The sequence below is a fragment of the Dyadobacter sp. CY327 genome, from assembly GCF_021390415.1.
Lineage (GTDB): Bacteria > Bacteroidota > Bacteroidia > Cytophagales > Spirosomataceae > Dyadobacter > Dyadobacter chenhuakuii.
Genome location: NZ_JAJUXJ010000005.1, coordinates 144984 through 165799, shown reverse-complemented (window position 1 = coordinate 165799; position 20816 = coordinate 144984). Strand labels below are relative to the sequence as shown.

General features: G+C 44.7%; 23 protein-coding genes. 8 read left to right on the top strand and 15 right to left on the bottom strand.

Translation table 11 applies throughout. From position 1 onward, the window contains the following. Positions 1-2: 2 nt before the first annotated feature. Positions 3-596 carry an RNA polymerase sigma-70 factor gene (locus LZG74_RS14250; RefSeq protein ID WP_233797229.1) on the bottom strand — a complete coding sequence of 198 codons (594 nt, stop codon included), beginning with the start codon at positions 594-596 and terminating at the stop codon, positions 3-5. 240 nt (positions 597-836) lie between these two features. Here LZG74_RS14250 and LZG74_RS14245 point away from each other — a divergent pair, with 240 nt between their 5' ends. After that, the gene (locus LZG74_RS14245) at positions 837-1556 is read left to right on the top strand and encodes a head GIN domain-containing protein (RefSeq protein ID WP_233797228.1); all 720 of its coding nucleotides are present in this window, start codon (positions 837-839) and stop codon (positions 1554-1556) included. A gap of 1 nt (position 1557) precedes the next feature. Here the strand turns inward: LZG74_RS14245 and LZG74_RS14240 are convergent, their stop codons facing one another. The 10 genes from LZG74_RS14240 to fumC all read right to left on the bottom strand — a co-directional run bounded on the left by LZG74_RS14240 (position 1558) and on the right by fumC (position 10535). Continuing rightward, positions 1558-2319 carry a M15 family metallopeptidase gene (locus LZG74_RS14240; protein WP_233797227.1) on the bottom strand — a complete coding sequence of 254 codons (762 nt, stop codon included), beginning with the start codon at positions 2317-2319 and terminating at the stop codon, positions 1558-1560. Between the two features lie 19 nt (positions 2320-2338). Further along, a complete protein-coding gene (locus tag LZG74_RS14235) occupies positions 2339-3385 on the bottom strand; it encodes a LiaF transmembrane domain-containing protein (protein ID WP_233797226.1) in 1047 nt (348 codons plus the stop codon). Positions 3386-3389: 4 nt separating this feature from the next. Further along, on the bottom strand, positions 3390-3575 hold the full coding sequence (locus LZG74_RS14230; protein WP_026628370.1) for a LiaI-LiaF-like domain-containing protein: 186 nt from the start codon (positions 3573-3575) through the stop codon (positions 3390-3392). A gap of 50 nt (positions 3576-3625) precedes the next feature. Beyond that, entirely contained in the window at positions 3626-4261 is a 636-nt protein-coding gene (locus LZG74_RS14225; RefSeq protein ID WP_233797225.1) for a PspC domain-containing protein, read from the bottom strand. Between the two features lie 149 nt (positions 4262-4410). Next, positions 4411-5034 carry a hypothetical protein gene (locus tag LZG74_RS14220; protein ID WP_026628368.1) on the bottom strand — a complete coding sequence of 208 codons (624 nt, stop codon included), beginning with the start codon at positions 5032-5034 and terminating at the stop codon, positions 4411-4413. Positions 5035-5158: 124 nt separating this feature from the next. Next, positions 5159-6298, bottom strand: coding sequence for an aldose epimerase family protein (locus LZG74_RS14215; protein ID WP_233797224.1), 1140 nt, complete (start codon positions 6296-6298; stop codon positions 5159-5161). 41 nt (positions 6299-6339) lie between these two features. Next, positions 6340-7518 (bottom strand): galactokinase, encoded by a 1179-nt coding sequence (locus LZG74_RS14210; protein WP_233797223.1) that lies wholly within the window; start codon positions 7516-7518, stop codon positions 6340-6342. A 24-nt stretch (positions 7519-7542) separates the two neighbouring features. Next, complete coding sequence (locus tag LZG74_RS14205; protein ID WP_233797222.1) at positions 7543-8484, bottom strand: D-2-hydroxyacid dehydrogenase; 942 nt, start codon at positions 8482-8484, stop codon at positions 7543-7545. Positions 8485-8529: 45 nt separating this feature from the next. Next, positions 8530-9063 (bottom strand): hypothetical protein, encoded by a 534-nt coding sequence (locus LZG74_RS14200; RefSeq protein ID WP_233797221.1) that lies wholly within the window; start codon positions 9061-9063, stop codon positions 8530-8532. Between the two features lie 71 nt (positions 9064-9134). Further along, positions 9135-10535 (bottom strand): class II fumarate hydratase, encoded by a 1401-nt coding sequence (gene fumC, locus LZG74_RS14195; protein WP_233797220.1) that lies wholly within the window; start codon positions 10533-10535, stop codon positions 9135-9137. Positions 10536-10680: 145 nt separating this feature from the next. Between fumC and LZG74_RS14190 the strand changes: the two genes are divergently transcribed. The 7 genes from LZG74_RS14190 (at position 10681) to LZG74_RS14160 (ending at position 16875) form a co-directional block, all read left to right on the top strand. Then, complete coding sequence (locus tag LZG74_RS14190; RefSeq protein WP_233797219.1) at positions 10681-11415, top strand: 6-phosphogluconolactonase; 735 nt, start codon at positions 10681-10683, stop codon at positions 11413-11415. Positions 11416-11468: 53 nt separating this feature from the next. Beyond that, the gene (locus tag LZG74_RS14185; protein ID WP_233797218.1) at positions 11469-11855 is read left to right on the top strand and encodes an acyl-CoA thioesterase; all 387 of its coding nucleotides are present in this window, start codon (positions 11469-11471) and stop codon (positions 11853-11855) included. A 100-nt stretch (positions 11856-11955) separates the two neighbouring features. After that, positions 11956-13002 carry a hypothetical protein gene (locus LZG74_RS14180; protein WP_233797217.1) on the top strand — a complete coding sequence of 349 codons (1047 nt, stop codon included), beginning with the start codon at positions 11956-11958 and terminating at the stop codon, positions 13000-13002. Positions 13003-13192: 190 nt separating this feature from the next. After that, complete coding sequence (locus LZG74_RS14175; protein WP_026628359.1) at positions 13193-15055, top strand: carbamoyltransferase; 1863 nt, start codon at positions 13193-13195, stop codon at positions 15053-15055. Between the two features lie 28 nt (positions 15056-15083). Beyond that, complete coding sequence (locus LZG74_RS14170) at positions 15084-16205, top strand: SGNH/GDSL hydrolase family protein (RefSeq protein WP_233797216.1); 1122 nt, start codon at positions 15084-15086, stop codon at positions 16203-16205. A gap of 72 nt (positions 16206-16277) precedes the next feature. Next, positions 16278-16427, top strand: a complete 150-nt coding sequence (locus LZG74_RS14165; RefSeq protein WP_169719989.1) for a DUF5989 family protein — start codon at positions 16278-16280, stop codon at positions 16425-16427. 79 nt (positions 16428-16506) lie between these two features. Further along, complete coding sequence (locus tag LZG74_RS14160) at positions 16507-16875, top strand: SxtJ family membrane protein (RefSeq protein ID WP_026628357.1); 369 nt, start codon at positions 16507-16509, stop codon at positions 16873-16875. Between the two features lie 11 nt (positions 16876-16886). Here the strand turns inward: LZG74_RS14160 and LZG74_RS14155 are convergent, their stop codons facing one another. The 4 genes from LZG74_RS14155 to LZG74_RS14140 all read right to left on the bottom strand — a co-directional run bounded on the left by LZG74_RS14155 (position 16887) and on the right by LZG74_RS14140 (position 20642). Continuing rightward, positions 16887-17798 carry a Ppx/GppA phosphatase family protein gene (locus tag LZG74_RS14155; RefSeq protein WP_026628356.1) on the bottom strand — a complete coding sequence of 304 codons (912 nt, stop codon included), beginning with the start codon at positions 17796-17798 and terminating at the stop codon, positions 16887-16889. A gap of 94 nt (positions 17799-17892) precedes the next feature. Continuing rightward, a complete protein-coding gene (locus LZG74_RS14150) occupies positions 17893-19200 on the bottom strand; it encodes a hypothetical protein (RefSeq protein ID WP_233797215.1) in 1308 nt (435 codons plus the stop codon). Positions 19201-19285: 85 nt separating this feature from the next. Further along, the gene (locus tag LZG74_RS14145) at positions 19286-19900 is read right to left on the bottom strand and encodes an RNA polymerase sigma factor (protein WP_233797214.1); all 615 of its coding nucleotides are present in this window, start codon (positions 19898-19900) and stop codon (positions 19286-19288) included. 265 nt (positions 19901-20165) lie between these two features. After that, positions 20166-20642, bottom strand: coding sequence for an Lrp/AsnC family transcriptional regulator (locus tag LZG74_RS14140; RefSeq protein WP_233797213.1), 477 nt, complete (start codon positions 20640-20642; stop codon positions 20166-20168). Between the last annotated feature and the right edge of the window lie 174 nt (positions 20643-20816).

Sequence of the window (20816 nt, the reverse complement as noted above, 5' to 3'; positions counted from 1 at the left end):
GGTTACGATCTGGTTAGCTGTTCAACAATAAAATAGACCGGCCAAAGCATTCCGGGCAGATAATCTGCAAGTTCAATGCGTAAAATTTTAAGCGCCTTACCAATCTGGTTTTCAACCGTTTTGATCGAAATGCCCAGTTGTTCCGCTATTTCGTGGTATTTCAGTTCTTCAAAGCGACTAAGCCTGAATGCTTTCTGACATTGTTCCGGTAATGTGCTCACTGCTTTTTCAATTCGTTCTTCCAGTTCATTTGCGTGGATCACTTCTGTTACCGATTCATAGGATTGAGCCCCGAAATTCAATGTGTGTTCCTTATGCACCTGCCGCACCGACGCATGCTTGAAGCGGTTGAGGCAATGGTTGTGAACAGCACGATAGAGGTAGGATTTCAATGATAATGTAATTTCAAGATCTTCCCTTTTTTCCCAAATCGTCAGAAAAACCGTCTGCACAACTTCCTCCGACTCTTCTTCATCTTTGAGAAGGGTGCAGGCATAGTTGCAGAGCCGCTGATAATATTGTCGGAAAGTCTGCTCAAAAGCTTGTTCATCGCCCCGCCTTATGGCTTGGACAATATCCGGGTCGGTAGCGTACACCAAATTGTATTTTTGATTTTCGGTCAAAAATAAAAAATCTCCGTCGATTGATGGTTTCCGATAAAGAAGAGCGGTCGCTGCCAAGTTTAAGTCGCTTTTCACTGAGACAACCAACCGCCTGATTTCCCCTATTTCAAATTATTTTTTTTCTGGATAGGGGGAATCAAGAAGTCACATGTCATGGATAAAAGACGCCAATGAACGTCTATTAGCCATATTCTTAAATTTTATTTATTAGCCATGAAACAATTATTTTTTTCCATCACGCTTGCGCTCATTGCATTTGTTTTCCAATCCTGTGTTTATGTGGACTCCCAAGACGACATTCCTCCACGCGGCGAAGGCACCAGGACTTACGATTTCCGTAATTTTGACGAGCTGGAAATGGGCGATGCTTTTCGCGTAAATGTGATTGCCGGAAGTTCATTTTCTGTTTCGGCAAAAGGCGAGCTTAATGATCTGGACGATCTTGATTTATTTGTGGAAGACGGGAAATTGCATGCGCGTTACAAAAATGGATATCGCAACCGCCGCGAGCCGATGTACATTGACATTACAATGCCGGACATTCAATCCGTCAATTTCTCGGGCGCAGTAAAGGCCAAATTGGTTGGGTTTGAAAATCTCCCGGGTCTGGATTTTGAATTATCAGGTGCGTCGAAGGTGGAATTTGAAGGCTCCGGCCGTGAATTTAAGTTTGATCTTTCGGGTGCTTCTCAGCTTTTTCTGGTTGGCGAAGGAAAATATCTTGATGGCGATCTTTCGGGGGCCTCGCAGCTGGATGCATTTGAGCTCATTACCCAGGAGTCAGACCTGGAATTGTCCGGAGCGAGCTCGGCCCGGGTTTGCGTTTCAGAATTTCTGAAAGTAGATGCGAGCGGCGCCAGCAATGTGCGCTACAAAGGCAATCCGAATGTGGACAAGAAAACGTCGGGCGGCAGCACAGTCAGGCAGGAATAGCTTATTTGATCATGCCATATTTGGCACGCGCCTGGGCTTTGGACATGCCATCAAAATGCCACCATTCCGTTGTATTCGTTTTGAAACCGGCCTGGTTCATTGCGGTTCTTAAAATCTGCCGGTTGCTGATCTGCTGTTGGGTCAGCTTCCCTTTTTGCAACATTTCCTGCTCGGAGCGGGGATAGGCCAGGGGGCCAAAGAAATCATATTTGGTCCCCATATCCAATGGTTTTCCTTTTCCGTCAACCACTGTCAAGTCCACCGCGCAGCCAAAGTTATGATTGGAGCCGATCTTGGGATCTGCGACATACATTTTCTTATTTTTGGCAGGAATTTTCAGTTTGTCCAATGCGTCCCATAATGCATATTGCACGGAATTGGGGCGCGCTGCGTCGTAAACAAGCAATGTGTAATCCGGATGTTTTTTTTTTATTAGCGCATTGGCCTTAACGAGGCTCCTGGCCATTTCTGGTTGCAGGTAAGCACGGTTCAGGTCTCCATACACGTCTTTTCCTACAAAATTATCTGTGGTCGAATATTTCAGCTCAACTTTAATGTTCGGATCCAGTTTTTGAATGTCCACCAAGCCCTGCTCGATCATTTTCTGCTCAATAGCAGGAATTTTTACGTTCTTAACTGATTCTTTTTCTGCTTTTTGCGCAAAGCTTTGACCAGATATGAGAAGCGAAATGAGCAGAGAGCAAGTGATTTTAATAAGCATAAAAAAATGAATATCGTTGCGATAGGCTGCAAAGATATTCATTTCTATACTTCTGGACGTTTTAGTAGCGCTTGATGTTAACGCTGGTCAGACCGCCTTCGAAGTGGATAATGATCTTTTTGGAGGCGCTTTCGAAATCCGGAGAACGGTAAAGTCCGTTGCTGATTTTATCCAGATCATCCATATTTTTTGCATTCAAAGCACCATCCATATGCATTTCGCAACCGACCGAACGAGGCAGTTCCAAAGTGACGGAAGCGACGCCTGCTTCGATATCAATGTTGGAAGTGGTCATTTTGTCGCCCATTTTAATGTCCATATCGGCGACGCCGGTACTTACTTTCAGTTTTTCAACTTTGTAATTGCTGAAATCAAAATCGCCTTTTCCGGCGCCAATGCCCAGGTCAATATTCCATACCGGGCGCTCATTCAGATGAATGTTTGCCTGATTTGAGATTTCCCCTTCCTTGATCTTTACATTGCCTTCTTCCATTTTAAGGTTGACAGTCGCAGAGTTATCAAGCTTGTTAATGGATGTGTTTGACAAAAAACCAACAAATGTGCTCTTCGTTTTGGCTTCGAAAAGTTTCTGGGTGTTACCGTTCAATGTGAAAGATCCGGCGCCGCCTTCAAGATGAAAATTGGCTTTTTGAATAAAATCCTCCATTTCATACTTGTAACTGCCATTTATCGGCTTTTTGCCATCCCGGTTATCACGGTCATTTTCATAACCTTCGTCCCGATCTTCGTGATTATCGTTCTCATGATCATTGTTGTCATTGTCGTTATAACCAAAATTCCGGTCATCATCGTCGTCGTCGTTCCAGTTCCAATCCCAATTGTCGGCGTGCCGGTCAAAGGCTTTGTCTGTTTTGTTAACAATGCCTCCAAACACTGCGAGCGTGATCAACAGGCCGATCAGTCCTCCTAATCCTCTGTCTTCATTGCCCTTGGCGATCAGTAGTGCACCTGCAATGATTAGCAAAACAGGCCAATAAGGCAGAATCTCGTCCCAATTAACGTTCAGCAGATTCATATTCCGAAGCAGCCAGAGCATTCCAAATATGACCAGCAATCCACCCCAAACTATACCACGTGAATTTTTCATCGTCTTAAATGTTTGAACGGTTGGAAATATCAGAACTCAAATAATTACGCAAAAGCAAAAGAGCGCCGGTCGTGATGAGGATAATGGGCCAGAAAAAGCGGCCAAAATCAAATGCAGTCAGTTCTTCAATTAAGAAAAGAGATCCGGCAATGATGAGGATAACACCCCAAAAAATGTTTCGAAAGTTCATGGCTATGTATGGTTAATGGTGTTAAATCGAAGAATATTAAGCTCAATACACTAGTTCACTTTAATCACCTGATCATCCTCGTCATCCGGTTTCCTGGCCTCAGGATCTTCCGGAAAATGCGTGGTGGTCGTGGTTGTTGTGGATGATGGTGTAAAAGGTGTATAAGGCTGTGGCTCAGGATCTGGCGCAATGGGATCAACCGGCGGTGGAGGCGTTGTAGGATACACCGTTGTATTTCCATGATGCTCTTTATCGCGTTGTCGAAGGATCAGAAACGCGCCGATTGCGATCAGAACGATGGGCCAGAAATATTGTTTAAACTGATACCAAAGCGGGAAATCGTCCACCAGCATCACAGCCCCGAAAAAGATCAGCACACCACCCAGAACCATCACAGTCTGATCGGATTTCTTCTTGTCCCAAACCGGGTCGGAAGGCGTGTTAGGCGTTGGATCGAATGACGTATTGGTTGTGTAGATTGTCCCGGCCGGTCCTGTTGGCAGCACTGCCCAGAGAATGATGTATATAAATGCGGTCATTCCGAATGTGGGTGGAATAGGGAGCAGTAGCATTACAACAAGCAATACTCGTACTATTACAACGTCAATATTAAAATATTGAGCAATTCCGGAAGCAACTCCTCCTAAAACTGCCTGGTCAGGTATGCGATGCAATTTCTTTTCCATGATTAGCTTAGCGTTTATTTGTAATCAAAGGTAGTAGGTAATGCAAGATACTGCAAATCGGAAAATTATTATCGGCGGGAGAGCGTGTTGAGCGGGTTTTTTTAAGGAAAGCTTTTAATTATTGGCTTATAGGTGGACTTTTTAGCGACTTATTGTTCTTCCAAAGCTTCCAGAATGTCCATCATGGAACCGAAATCTTTGTAACCCGGACGGATTTCTTCGCTTCCGCGCAATGCAATGCCAATGTTTGGGAAAAGTTCGGTTAATGCGCTTACGGTATATTCATTATCCAGGCCAAAGCCGATCAGGATCGGATATTCACCCGCCAGGTTGCCAAGCACTTGCATCCAGTTTTCTGTTAATTCGGCTTCGTTGTCGCTTTCGAGCAGGAAATGGGAAACTTCTCCCTCGTAACGGCTTAGTATAGAACTGATTTCGCCTGCTTCGTAAAGGTCTACGCTGATTCGGAGGAGCAGCGGCAGGTTCAGCTCGCTTTTGAGATAATTTAAAAGCCCGGGTGATTCCACTTGCACAGAATGTACGGGATACAGCGCCAGTGCTTCAATGATCTTGGCAGGATCCGTTTGCGCAGTTTCCGCAATAAGGTTCACGCCGGCCAGCCAGGAACAAATGTCTTCGAATTTTTTGGGGGAAATATAATTGGGAGAATCTTCGTCAATAGAAAAACCAAGCATTTCAACACCCATCCCCGCACAATAACGCGCATCGGACAAATTAGTAACATTGCTGATTTTTACTGTTCTGGTAAGCATTGTAGGGATGTGTCGTTGATGATTTGATAATTATTGATCAAATTTAGCCAAAAAGGACAAAACGAAAAAGCGAATCACCGAAGGACAACTTCCCCAGTGATTCGCTTTTTTCAAATGCCGTTTATTACTTAGCCGAAAACCGGTATTTGGTTGTGCTTTGGTAAGTTTCTCCTGGTTTTAGTTCCGTGGAGGGGAATTGGGGTTGGTTTGGGGAGTCGGGGTAATGTTCTGTTTCGAGACAGAATCCGAAACGCTTCGTGTATGTTGCGTTTTTGCCTTTAAGTGACCCGTCCAGGAAATTGCCGCTGTAAAACTGAACGGCTGGCTCTGTTGTGAATGCTTCCAGAATCCTGCCACTTTCAGGATCTTTTGCCGTAGCGAAATGCATGAGTCCAGGCTCAGAGCGTTTCAGGACCCAGCAGTGGTCGTAACCGCCACCGTTTTTAATCTGCTCGTCTTCTGTTTTATTAATGCCAGCATTGATTTTTGTAGATTTTCTGAAATCAAATGGCGTTCCTTCTACCGCACGCAGCTTTCCGGTTGGGATCAGTGAAGCGTCTACCGGCACAATGCTGTCTGACTCGATCATCATCTCATGATCCAGAATGTCCCTTTTCAGGCCAGTGAGGTTAAAATAGGAGTGGTTAGTCAAGTTGAGGACCGTAGGCTTGTCCGTTGTGGCTGTGTAGGCGATGCTCAATGCATTGTCATTATCCAATGTGTAAACCACTTTCACCGTCAGGTTTCCGGGATAACCTTCTTCCATATCCTTGCTGACATATTCCAGTTGAAGGCCCACAACCGAGTCCTGATTGATCTCTGTCGCTTTCCATAATACTTTGTCAAACCCTTTTTTGCCTCCGTGCAGGGAATTCGGTCCGTTGTTTATGGCCAGGTTATACTCTTTGCCTTCCAGTGTGAACTTTCCTTTCGCGATCCGGTTGCCATAACGACCTACTAAGGCGCCGAAAAATGGGTTTTCCTTTAAGTAAGGAGCAAGTGAATCAAAGCCCAGCACCACATCCGCAAACTCTCCTTTTTTGTCCGGAGCCATGATTTTGGTGATAATGCCGCCGTAATTGGTAATGTTTACGGTCATGCCTTTGGCATTGGTGAGCGTGTACAAATCTGCTTCCTGGCCGTCGGGGAGTTTGCCAAATGACTCTTTCGAAATCGTACTGATCATTTCTTCTTTGTTTGATTTGGAGCAGCTGAAAAGATAAAAACCCGTCAGCGCGGTGAGTAAAACGAATATTTTTTTCATACGAAAGGTTAAAGGTTTGTCTGGATATTTAGCAATTTGTTTCAAATGATCTCTCCTGTGCCGGCGGTGATTTTCACTTTATAGCAAGGCAGGTCAATCTGATATTGTTCCTGATATGCTGCCTTCATTTTTTGTTCAAAAGCATCGACGGCCTCTTTTTTAACAAGATTAATGGTGCAACCGCCAAAACCTCCACCCATCATCCGGGCCCCAAGCACGTTAGGATCAGATAATGTCTGATCAACCAAAAAGTCGAGTTCGGGGCAGCTCACTTCGTATTCGTGCTGCAATCCCTGATGGGTTGCGTACATTTTTTTGCCAAAATCAACCAGATTTCCTTCCACAAGCAGATCGCAAGCATCCTGAACACGCTGGATCTCTTCGGTTATAAACTTGCAACGCCGGTAAACAATGTCGCCCAGTTCATCTTTATGTGTCTCAACCATTTCAGGCGTTGCATCCCTCAGGCTCTGCACTTCGGGATAATATTTTTGCAGTATAGTGATTCCCTTTTCGCATTCCAGGCGGCGTGTGTTGTATTCGGAGCTGGCAAGTGAATGTTTCACACTGGTGTCGCAAAGCACGAGCAGATAATCCTGCATGGGGAAAGGGAAATATTCGTATTCCAATGAGCGGCAATCGAGGCGGATTACGGATTCTTCTTTGCCAAATGCGGACGCGAACTGATCCATAATGCCACATTGCACGCCTACATATTCGTTTTCGGCCTTTTGTGACATTTTTACAATGCTGAACCGGTCTAGATTCAGGCCGTATAATTCGTTCAAAGCAAAAAGCAGGCAGCATTCCAACGCCGCAGAAGAGGATAAGCCCGCGCCAACCGGAACGTCCCCGCCGAAGGTTGTTTGGAAACCTCCGATTTTTAATCCCTTTTTATAAATCTGCTCAATAATGCCCAGCTGGTAATGTGCCCAGGATTGCGCTGGTTTTGAAAGATCTTCTACTGAAAATGAATAAGTTTCATCCAGATCCGCTGCGTGCAGGATCACCTGGTCGTCTTCCCTTGGCTCAATGACGAAATAAACGGCCTTATCTACGCTTGCCGGCAGTACGAAGCCATTATTATAGTCGGTATGCTCACCGATCAGGTTGATCCTTCCCGGAGAACGAAACACCCTAACTTGCTCCGGCTTTGAGGACTGACCGAATTTTTGGAAATACTTTTCCTTTATTTTATTGACTATTTCTGAATCTCGCATTTAAAATACTAGTCTGATATTTAATTAATAACCCCTGCGCAGGTTTACTTCGTTGACAATATTTCCACCATTTTCGATTGCGAAGATGTTATTAAGGAACAAATCAACCTTGCCGATATGCTCGTTGCTATGCCCGCCGCCGGTGTGCTGCGTGAGAATAACATTTTCCATTTTCCACAACGGACTGTTTTCCGGTAATGGCTCAACTTCCGTCACATCCAGAACAGCTCCATCCAGATAACCAGATTGCAGCACGTCGATCAGCGCATCCTCGTCTGTGGTGCTGCCCCTGCCGACGCTTGCATAGACGCTGCGTTCTTTCATTTTGGAAAAGAAGGTCTGGTCAACAAAATGCTGGGCAGTTCCGGGAAGCGTGTTGATTACCAGATCCGCGAATGGCAGTTCTACAAATAATTCTTCCTGTGAATGCAGGTCTGCCTCTGGCGAAGTGCGTGCCATTAAGTGTGTTGTGCAGCCAAAGCCTTTGAGAATCGTATTCACCGACAATCCAATGGTCCCGGCACCCAGAATGATCACATTCTGCTTGTAAAGGATCTTCAACTCACCTCTCAGCTTCGAGCCGATCCATTCTGATTTTTGTTTCAGCAGGGTTAATGTGTCGATGCCACGATACAATGCCAAAACGCCGCCTACGATGGATTCGGCGCAGGGACGTGCAAACCAGTCACCCATGTTGGCTGTTTTGACGCTTTCTTTAATGTTTACAGAAGCATACTGGTCAAATCCGGCGGAATCCAGCTGCCAGAACTGCAGCTTGTCAGTCGGTTCCGAAAACCAGCCGACAGGCGGATTGCCCAAGATATAATCTGCTGTACGAAATGCTGCCAGGCTTTCTTCCTCACTGGACGTTTCGGTCCTGAAATGAACTGTATGGTGGGGTTGCAGTGCTTCACTAAGGTTGTTTCTCAGTGACTCATCCAGCATGGAATAGCAGTATATGATCATTTGCTTTTTTGTTTTAAAGAAGTAAAGTAAAGACTTTTACCTGTGTTAAGGATGCTTTTGCTTTTTAATGTTAGCCAGAATTTTCTTTCCTCTCGCCCTGAATGCAGGCGTTTCGAATTCCATCGCCTCCTCAATAATTATGCCCAGTTCATTTTTGATCTCGGGATAAATTTTTGAAAAATTGTAAAGCACGGTAAGCGAAAAAGCCCTGATAGCGATTGCAATTTGCCTGTTTTGAATAAAATTAAAACAGGCGTCCATAACCTTTCCGTGCAGCTCAACGGGGATTTCTGTTTCCTGCATAATGCGTACGCTGTTGCGGATCACCGCGTCATGAACGCCCGGTCTTGTGAGCTGGTCCACGAGCGAGCCCATATGCGGTGCGATCAGGTCGGGGCGCTCGCTTACGGCAATGCTTACGCTTTGCGCGGCCCTTTGTGCCAGCCTGTAATCGTTGGCCACGAAGCAGTCCATCAGTTCCTGAAAATGCGTACTATCGATGCAGGCATAAGCGGCTACTTCCGTTGCACGCCGTTTGGATTGTATAGGATCTGCCAGTAATGTGCTGCGGATATTCATCAGCGTAGCCGTTTATCAAAACAAATGCTCCGCCGGGTCTGGCAGAGCATTTGTTAAATATTTATCTGAAACTATTTATTGTCACCAACCATTTCTTCCGGTTTCACCCAGGCGTCGAACTCCTCGGGCGTCAGGTAACCCAGTCCCACAGCTGTTTCTTTCAGCGTTGAGCCGTTTTTATGCGCCGTTTGCGCTATTTCTGCTGCTTTGTAGTAACCAATTTTTGTATTCAGCGCAGTAACCAGCATCAGCGAGTTGTTTACGTGTTTCTTAATGTTCTCATGCAAAGGTTCGATGCCCACCGCGCAGTTATCATTAAAGGAAACGCATACATCCCCGATCAGGCGCGCTGAATGCAGGAAGTTGTAAGCCATTAAAGGTTTGAAAACATTCAGCTCAAAATGGCCGTTGGAACCGCCGATGCCTATCGCAACGTCGTTACCCATTACCTGCGCTGCCACCATTGTCATGGCTTCACATTGCGTAGGGTTCACCTTACCCGGCATAATGGAGCTTCCAGGCTCATTATCAGGAATATGGATCTCGCCAATCCCGGAGCGCGGGCCGGATGATAACATACGAATGTCGTTACCAATTTTCATCAAACTTACAGCAACCGTTTTCAATGCGCCGTGTGCTTCAACAATCGCGTCGTGTGCTGCTAATGCTTCGAATTTGTTTTCAGCAGTGATAAATGGCAGGCCTGTTAATGATGCAATGTGACGGGCCACGTTTTCAGAATAACCTTCGGGCGTGTTAATGCCTGTCCCAACGGCCGTTCCGCCCAATGCAAGCTCGGAAAGATGCGCCAATGTGTTATAAATCGCACGCAGGCCATGGTCTAATTGTGATGCATAACCCGAAAATTCCTGTCCTAATGTAAGCGGGGTCGCATCCATAAAGTGCGTACGACCGATTTTTACCACGTTTCTGAAAGCTTCGGATTTGGCTTTCAATGTGTCCCTGAGCTTGATGATGCCTGGGATGGTGACATCGATCAGGATCTTGTAGGCAGCGATGTGCATGGCCGTAGGATAAGTGTCGTTGGAAGACTGTGACTTGTTCACATCATCATTCGGATGAAGGAATTTTGTTTTGTCAGCCAGCTGGCCACCTTGCAACACATGACCTCTGTAAGCGATCACTTCATTGCAATTCATATTGGATTGCGTTCCTGAGCCTGTTTGCCACACCACAAGCGGAAACTGGTCGTCGAGCTTTTCCGTTAGGATTTCGTCACAAACCTGTCCGATCAGATCGCTCTTTTCTTTTGGAAGAATGCCGGCCTCGTAATTGGTAATGGCTGCGGCTTTTTTCAAATATGCAAATGCCTTGATGATTTCCTTCGGCATTTTATTAATATCCTGAGCAATAGGAAAGTTCTGGATCGAACGTTGTGTTTGTGCGCCCCAGTATACATGAGCCGGCACCTGCACTTCACCCATGGTATCTTTTTCTATACGGTATTCCATTTTTAATTTAGTGAGAATGAACAATCAGGTTTATTGCGGTAAAGTTAGGATTGGACTTTCAGTTTTTGGTGTTTTTCAAGGATAAATGTTTCTTAGGTGAAAAGAATCTGTTCAAGGCCATTTTTAACTACATTTTATTTCAACAATGAAACCAAAACTGAACATTTACCCCGATTATAAAGCCATGAGCCTCGCCGCTGCGGAGCGTGTAATGACATTACTGGCCAAAAAACCTTCTGCTGTTATCTGTTTGCCCTCCGGCAGCACGCCGCTGGGCATGTTTGAAATCCTGGTGTCTGCCAATCAAAAGGGCATGACAGATTTTTCCCGGTGTGTTTTTATCGGTTTGGATGAATGGGTAGGTTTTGGAGCGGAAGATGATGGCGGCTGCCGGAATTTACTTAATAAGGACTTTTTAAAACCAATTGGCTTACGGGCAGATCAGATCGTGTTTTTTGATGGAAAAGCCATGGATCCCGAAGAAGAATGCAAGCGGGTTAACAAGGTTCTGGAAAACCTGGGTGGATTGGATATGATCATTCTGGGCGTGGGAATGAACGGACATCTGGCCTTAAATGAACCCGGAACGCCGTGGGATAGCTATGCCCATGTTACGGAGCTTGAAAACGTGACCAGAGAGGTTGGACAAAAATATTTTCAGCAACCGACCACGATCACCAAGGGAATTACCATCGGGATCCGGCACATTATGGAAGCAAAAACCGCGATTCTGATAGCAGCAGGAAGTGAGAAAGCGCCTGTGATACAGCGTGCAATGGCATTCCCGGTAACGACGGCTTTTCCTGCAACTGTTTTGCAAAACCATATGAACGCAGAATTTCTGCTGGATTCGGAGGCGGCAAAACTAATAGCAGATTAGGCGCTGTTAGCGTGACTCTTTTTTACCTTTGCCAAAATTAAAATATTTCTGTTTTGACATTAGAAGAAAGGATCATTGCCTCCGAAGCACGCGTTTTTAAAACGGTGTTTCCTAATAACACCAATCATTACGACACCCTTTTCGGAGGGACCGCATTGTCGATGATGGACGAAGTGGCATTCATTGCCGCCACCCGTTTTTCCAGATTGCGCTGTGTTACAGTCTCAACCGACCGCATTGACTTCACGCATGCTATTCCCGCAGGGACCATTATTGAGCTTATCGGGCGTGTGGAAACGGTCGGAAATACGAGTATGAAGGTGCGTGTGGATATTTTTGTGGAGAAAATGTATGAAGAAGGCCGTGAAAAAGCAGTAACGGGTATATTCACTTTCGTAGCGCTCGACGAGCAGCATAAACCAACTAAAATTATTACGTAGTGATCCAAAAGTAATTTCTGTTCGTATATAGGCAGGTCGGGATGGTTGGAGGGTAATTTTTCCTTTTTCGGCTAAGGTTTTGTGCCGATATACTATCAGAATGGCTTGGCGTTCGTTCCTCTTTTCGTTAATATTCTTTGTAATCCTTTTCGTCGCTACTGAAATAATCCTCAGAATTGCGCTGGTATGCTATGGTTATCCATTTTGGAAGCCAGGCGATTACTTGTACACAGGGTTTTATCCGACACTCAAAGAGATGATTGGGAAGGACATCAGGAGTGACGACGAAGTTCAGGACATTCTCATCCTTGGTGGTTCGGTAATCAGTACACCGTGGTCTAATATGGAGATGCGGCTTGATACGATCCTTCAAAAGAAATATGGCAAATCAAAAAAGTTTGCCTTCTATAATACAGCCGCAGCCGGCCACACTTCGCTCGATAACCTTATTAAATACAAACTTCTGGCAGACAAGCGGTTTGACCTGGTCATTTACTACGAGGCGATTAACGAGAACCGCGCAAATTGCATCCCCGACAAAGATTTTCGTTCCGATTATGCGCACATTAAATGGTATAGCGACATTTATCTGCTTCAAGCCCACCCGGAAATTAATTTTACAGTTATTCCTTATGTATGTGCGCTGGTCATCAGGGGTGTGCGGGATAAAGTTACCCGTAAGGTTTATGTGAGCCAGGATATGGTAGATCCTGGTTTTGCAAAATTCGGCAGCAACATTAAAACTGCCCTGCCGTACCGGGAAAACCTCACCAACATAATTAACATATCGAACAAGCGCGGGGATGCGTTGCTATTGATGAAATACGCGTCCTATTTCCCGGAAGGAGTGAAGCTGACCGGCGACCAAAAAGATATGGATCATTTTGCAGGTTGCCATTATGCCTCGCCCGTAACAATCTGGGGGCAGGCCGATAATGTGAAAAAAGGCATCCAGTCGCATAATCAGATATTGACAGATCTGGCTAAAAGAAAGCAAACACATTTTTTTGATATGGCAGCGAATATGCCTCAGGATGGGCGTTTTTTTTGCGACGTATGCCATGTCAGCGAGCTGGGAGCACAAAATTTTGCCTCCAAACTGGCCGGGCATCTGATCGATTCCCGGTTACTGGAACATTCGGATTAGGCGGCGGCGAAAAGGTTGCCGTTGGATTATTCTTATTTGTCAAAAAATCTATAATACCTAACTTGTGTCAACTTTTGCTAGCTTTGTCGTCAATTTAAGCATATAGTGCATTCGTTCAGGAAAACACGCTATTGCCATCTGGTTTAAATATCTCCGGAAGCGTTTGTAGTGGAAAATTTTAAATAGGTAAATGAAAATTTTAGGTATTTCAGCTTTTTATCATGATTCGGCGGCAGCCCTAATTGATAACGGAGAAATTGTTGCAGCAGCGCAGGAAGAGCGCTTCACCCGAAAAAAACATGATCCGGGATTTCCTTCTGAGGCAGTGAAGTTTTGCCTGGAATATGGCGGGTTAACCCTGAATGAACTGGATGCCATCGTTTTTTACGATAAACCACTTCTGAAATTCGAACGACTTCTCGAAACCTATTACGCATTTGCGCCGAAAGGAGTGAGGTCATTTTTAACTGCAATGCCGGTTTGGATTAAAGAGAAGATGTTTTTAAAGCGTCTGATCAATGAAGAGCTGGTGAAATTGGGTTATGATAAAAAGAAAAAAGTGAAACTGCTTTTTCCTGAACATCACCTTTCTCATGCGGCCAGCGCTTACTATCCGTCACCGTATGAAAAATCTGCCATTCTTACCATTGATGGCGTGGGTGAATGGGCAACAGCTTCCATTTGCTTGGGAGAAGGAAAAGATATCAGCATTTTAAAGGAACTGAGATTTCCACATTCATTGGGGCTTCTGTATTCCGCATTTACGTATTTCCTTGGCTTCCGGGTCAATTCCGGTGAGTATAAATTAATGGGTCTGGCTCCTTATGGCAACCCAACTTCCCCTGATATCAAAAAGTACGAAGATATCATTCTCAAAGACCTCATTGAACTGAAAGAAGACGGCTCCGTTTGGCTGAATCAAGACTATTTTGATTATGCTACTGGCTTGAAAATGGTGAATGAGGACAAATGGGAAGCGCTTTTTGGCTTCAAAACCAGAAGGCCGGAAGACGCACTTGAACCGGTCCATTGCAACCTGGGACTTGCTATTCAGAACATTACCGAAGAAGCGGTTATCAGGATGGCAAAGGAAGCTAAACGCCTTACTGGTGCGGATTACCTGTGTATGGCGGGTGGTGTCGCATTGAACTGCGTTTCGAACGGTAAGTTGCAGAAAGCCAATATTTTCAAAGATATTTTTATCCAGCCAGCTGCCGGTGACGCCGGTGGTGCATTGGGAGCGGCGCAGGCTGCTTATCATATTTTCTTCGGTCAGGAGAGAAAGATTACCTGGAAGGCGGATGCGATGAGAGGATCTTACCTCGGACCAACATTCTCAGACCTGGACGTGGCATTGACGGCTAAAAAATATAAAGCCGTTTACACGCATTACGAAAATTTCAAAGACCTGGCCGGTGATGCAGCCAAATTGCTTTCCGAAGGAAATGTAGTAGGCTGGATTCAGGGCAGGATGGAGTTTGGGCCGCGCGCTTTGGGCGGAAGAAGTATCCTGGGCGATCCCCGGAATGCCGAGATGCAGAAAAAACTGAACCTGAAAATTAAATACCGCGAATCGTTCAGGCCATTTGCGCCTTCGGTTTTGGCAGAAGATTGTGCCGAGTATTTCGATTACGACGGAATTTCTCCATATATGCTTCTCGTTCACCCGGTTGCAGAAGGAAGACGCAAGCCGGTTCCTGCGAATTATGGTGCTATGGACCTCAGGGAAAAGCTTTATTTTGAGCGTTCAGACCTTCCTTCCATTACGCACATTGATTATTCGGCACGGATCCAGACTGTCCATAAAGAAACCAATCCGCGCTACTATGAGCTGATCGATTCATTCAAAGCGCTTACAGGTTATGCGGTTATCGTGAACACAAGTTTCAATGTTCGCGGCGAGCCTATTGTGTGTACACCCAATGATGCATATCGCTGTTTCATGCGGACAGAAATGGATTACCTCGTAGTCGGCAATTTCATTTTTGATAAAAAACAACAGCCTGAATGGCTTGAAAAAGATAACTGGAAAGAAGAATTTGTTCTTGATTAATTTCCTTGAATATCAATAACATACACAAATGGCTTCTAAAATAGTTACCAGCGTTATCCGCATCATATTTCTTGGCTTATTATTCATTTTCTTATTCTATCCTGATAAGTTTCAGATAAAATTTGATTATCCCGGATTTCCGCAAGCGGACAGCTGGTATGTTCGCCTGGCAAAGTTTGCATTCTGGTTTTTGCTCATTATTGAGATACTCAGGATTTTCTATTACGGCGTTGTAAAAAGCAAGGCAAAAGGACTTTTGGCAAACATTGTCACCATCACCGTCCCGCTGCTTGTAACGCTTATCTTCCTCGAGATCATTTTCATGTACATTCCGCAAAGCCATGAGGGTGTGCTTTCCAAAGCTTCGCAGATATGGTGGGAAAAGTATTGGAAACCAATCAATTCACTGGGTTACCACGATAAGGAAATCACGAAAGAGCCAGGCAAAAAACAGATCCTCGTTATTGGGGATTCGTTTGCGGCGGGTCACGGTCTGAAAGATGTGAATGAGCGTTTTTCCAACCAGTTGGAAGTTTCGTTAGGTGCAGACAAACATTCTGTTTATAACTTAGGAATGTCTGGTGCTGACACTCGAGATGAAGCCAAAAGGCTTGAAGAGTTTCCAGTAAAGCCTGACGTAATTGTCCTGGAATATTTTCCCAACGACATTGAGAAAGTAGGCCGTGAAAAAGGGCTTTCCCTTTCAGGCGCAGAACCTTATGCTGATTTGAAAGGCCCTATGGCGACATTGGTAAAGCGTTTTTATCTGCCCAACTTCATCTATTGGCAATTGCCTCACACCGGTTTCAGTACATTCGAAAAATTTGTTCAAACCGCCTACACCGATACAACCGTGCTCAATGCACACCTGAGAGATCTTTCCAAAATGATCGATTACCGGGACAGCACAGGTGCTAAAATGTATGCGGTTTTCATACCGTTCCTTTTTCAGGTTGATAAAAGTGCTGGTTATACCAAGCCTGTAGAAGATTATCTGCGCTCAAAAGGCGTGACTGTTGTAGGCATTAATGATGGCGTTTTGAAGATTCCGGAAAAGGAACGTGTCGTAGGTAAGAACGACGGACACGGCAGCGCAACATTAAACAAACTTATCGCAGACAGGCTTACAGACGCGATGAAGAAGCCTTAACAATAATATAATTGGAAAATAGTATTATAAAATATTGAAATATTTATCTTTGAAATAAAAACAACGAAAGAAATGGATTTTTTGACAGACTTGTTTGCCTTTATGAAGGAGCGTAAGAAATGGTGGTTGGCTCCTGTGATTGTCGTTTTACTGCTTATCGGTGTCCTGATTGTTATCGGTGGAGGTTCAGCGGTTGCTCCTTTCATCTACACCCTGTTCTAGTATATCCGATCAGTTAGACTTTTAAAAATTGATGCAGTGGTTTTCAGAGCCACTGCATTTAAATTATCCCAAATATCAAATGAGTGAATCAGATAAGGCCAAAGCGCAATTGGTCATCGTTACAGGCTTAGTCGTTTTCTACTTTATTTTCGGCTCTAAGTATCCGTATCTTCTTATGGCAGCGGCGGCTGTTGGCGTATTAAGTATCGCAATCCCCGCGGCAGGAGACCTGATCGTAAAAGGATGGTACAAGATTGCAGAGATTTTGGGTGCGATTAATGGCCGGATATTGTTATCCCTGGTTTTTTTCGTGATCCTTTTCCCGGTTGCGGCTATCGCCAAATTAGGCAAGAAAAACCCGCTAGCATTGAAACGCGAAGCGAAAGACTCTGTTTTTGTTGAGAGAAATCACAAATATTCCGCAAAGGATCTTGAACAGGTTTGGTAACCTGATAAACACTACGCTGACAAAGGCCCGGGCTTAACCTCGGGCTTTTTTTTGCGGCACGCCCGATCGTAAAGTAATTGCAGCATGCCGTCTTTCAGGCCCACGTCAGGCACGTGAATGACATTAGCACCCGCCCATTTCATTGCAGATGTGTAAATGTCGCCCGCAGGAACAATTACATCCGCACGGTCCGGGTTAAGTTGTAGTTTATTAATTCGCTCTTCTAATGTGAAAGAGGCAATGTAGTCACGCATTCTTTCGATCTCGTCCAGGCTGGTTGAGCTTTCGGAAAGTTTTGATGAAAGATCGAATAATTTGTTAATGTTACCACCTGTTCCAACGGCCTCGATGGGCAGGGAATAGTCAACATACTGATTGATCCATTCCTTGATTTTAAGCCAGGAGCTTTTAGACTCTTTCCCTTCCAGAAGTCTTACTGAGCCCAATTTGAACGATTTGGCAGCAATTTTTTGCCTGTCTTTATAGACATTCAGCTCCGTGCTGCCGCCGCCTACGTCAATGTGGATATACTGGCCGTCGCTCAGCGATTTAACAACAACATTATTAACCAGCTCTGCTTCTTTCTGGCCGTCGATGATCTGAATGTGGATGCCGGTGCGCTGCTGAATGTGTTCGCGGACCTCATAACCATTGTCTGCTTCGCGCATGGCCGAAGTTGAGCAAGCCATGTAATCATCCACTTCATGCAGTTCCATCAAAAGTTGATAAGCAAGCATAAGCTTCATCATCCGGTCTTCGCTGTTAGGACTTATCCGGCCTTCTGTAAAAACATCATGGCCAAGTCTTAGCGGAAAACGGACATATTCAACCTTCTTAAAACGGGAAATTCCCTCGTCATGCAACACCGAAGAGATTTGCATGCGGGCACCGTTGGATCCAATATCTATTGCAGCGAATTTCAAAAGTCAGGTATAATAGGGGAGTAAATAAAAGCCAAAAATAGGACTTTCAGGAACAAGAATCTATTTATTGTTCCTGAAAGTTGAAGAGGCTTATTTACATTTTTCCTCCTATCTGATACATCAGCTTGACTTTCACGCCCGGCCCCGCGGACTGGCTCGAAGGGTTGAGCTGGTTAAAGTAAGTGTACAAATATCCCTCAGCCTGCACAACGATCGGATACCAGGCTTTCTCAACGCCCATCGTTAGATTCACAGAATTAATCAATGGTACATCCGACTTGGCTTCGAAATGCTGGTTCAGGTACGCAAGGTTTGGCGACTTGGCGTCGAATGAAATCTTCTCTTTTGCAGAAACGGTAATGTTGGTGCCTGCGCCCGCATAATAGGCCCAGTTGTCTTTCATGTTGTTCCGGAAGGCAACGGTTAAGGGAATTTGTACAACCGTAGGATCAACCTTAATGTTATAGACGTGCAATGCCGCCGGCACTTCGCCGGGAAGGCTTTCGCGGAAATCGCGGCGGCTTTTTTCCCGGAATAATTTCTCATTGAAAAACTCCATCGGCTTCACTTTCAGCCAGCTTATCCCGGCAGAAATCGAGAATTTTCTTCCGACCAGAATTTCTCCTGAAACGCTTTTCGCCTTACCGACGCGATCTGTTTGAAAGCCTACACCGAATCTGTAAGGCACTTTCAGGTCGAGTTTTGGGATGACCGTTTCGGCTTGCGCCACCTGTTCGGTGCCTTTCGCTGCATTAGCGACAGGCAATGTGTTCGCATTACGGGCAAGAAGCGCCTGTTTGTACTGGCGCGAAGAAATGCGGTTTACCAGGTTATACTTCATTTTATAAGCCTGCGAGCTGCCGTTACTGAATGCGATGGCACGCTGCATATCCAACGGTGCTTCGAATGGAACCGTCAGCTGATCAGTTACGGATCCGTTTCCTCCATTCGCATGGTTGGTAACCAGTTCATTGTCTGCAATAACTGTGTTGTCGGCAACCGATGCATTTTTAGCAATTACTGATTGACGCTTTGCAAAAACCGCATTTGGTTTGACTAAAATTTTATGCTCTGCAAGTCGCTGCTGCATGTCTTCAGGCTCGGCGGCAAGCCTGGCATCGACCTGGCTTTGCTGAGTCAGATTTTCTTTCGAAACCGCGACCAACTCACCAGAATCACCTGCCTTTTGCATTAAATACACCGTGTCTGTTTTTTCAGAAGGTATATTTTTGATCGCCTCGATCTGGTGTTGGAGATTTTTGACGTCTGCCGTCAGATTGTAGTTTTGCGTGCGCTGGCTCACATACATAAAAGCCATCACCGTCGAAACCGAAGCTGCGGCGGCGTAACCGATCCAGGAACTGTGCTGCTGCCAAAAAGTGGGAGGGTTGTGGGCTTGCATGTAATTTTGCATTTTAGCCCAATCCTTCTCTTGAAAGTCTGGTTCTATACTTTCTAATTTCCGGCGTATAGTATCTTCAAATCTATTAGTTTTCATTTCCTCTTAATGACTTTACGGCCCAATCGCTTGGATAGAGATTTGGGTAATATTGTGTAATCAAATGCTGCAAACGCGCTCTTGCACGCACATAATGCGAGCGTACAGTGGCTTCATTTATTTGTAGTAAATCTGCAATTTCGCGGTGGTTGTAGCCGTCGACTACATAAAGTAAAAACACATTCTTGTAAACCGGCTTAATTTTCTGGATCAGTTCCAGGATCTCATCTGCGGTGATTTGCCCGATGATATCTTCATCAAATTTCGGATATGGAGCGTCTTCCAGCGAAACCATATCTTCATTATGCTTCTTATGCTTGCGGTAATAGCTGATCGCCGTGTTCACCATGATCGTTCTCAGCCAGGCCTTGAACGGGTGATTGGAATCATATTTACCCAAATTATTGAAAACCTTCAAAAAGCCTTCGTTCAAAACTTCCTCAGCCTCTTCGGTTGTCGATGTGTAACGCAGGCAAATGCTTTTCGAATAGCCAAAAAACTGTTTATAGAGATGTCTCTGCGCCTGGTTGTTACCAGCAATGCACGCAGCAACGACGGTCTCAAAGTCGTTTTCGTTAAAAGATATTTTTCGTCCGAAGAGCAAAGTTAGAGGATCAGATTGTCAGGGATTGATTGCTTAATTAGGATTACGGATATTGCCGTAATTCTGTTGCAAAAGTTGAGCATTTAAATTTGTGACGATTCTTAAAAAATGTTAAAGCCCTTTTCCTGGCGAAAAAAGTGGCAAATTTTGCAACAGCTGCTTTGTGAGGAACGTAAATAGTTAGAGAATGTCCTTACATTCAAAAGACATTAAAAAATTTGTTAGGGGTGAGTTGGAATACGGCCTGGAATTTCTGGAGCCGTATTTATTTTTTCTGGATGTGCATTTCCAAAGCGGAGGAATTCTTGATTTCGCCCATGACAAACAGGCTGTGCGTGCTCCCGATATTTTCAAGCGAACCCAGTTTTTGCATTAAAAACTGCTGATACTGCGACATATCATCCACCACGACTTTAAGCAAAAAATCGTAATCACCCGAAATGTTGAAGCATTCCATCACTTCGGGCATGGCCACAACAGCTTTTACAAATTTTTCCCCCATCGATTTGGAATGTTCTTTTAAAGCAATGTTGCAGAAAGCCATCAACTTCTTGCCTACCTTTTCGCGATCTACAAGTGCAACATATTTCTTAATAATCCCTTCCTTTTCCAGTCTCCTAACCCGTTCATAGACAGGCGTATAAGATAGATTCAACTTTTCCGACAATTCCCTTGTTTTCAAGGTCGCGTCCTGTTGCAGATAATGCAGGATTTTAGCATCTGTTTCGTCGGGATTATACATAGATAGAATATCTTTAATTACTTTTTGAACTGATCGAATATAGATAAATAATTTGTCGATTGGAATGGACGTAGACTATTAGTCTGAACTTTTTGATTTTTTTGAACAAAACATCTATTAGGTTAAATTTGCTTTCCAGTTGACATTGGAATCCTTCCGCTTAAAATTATTCAG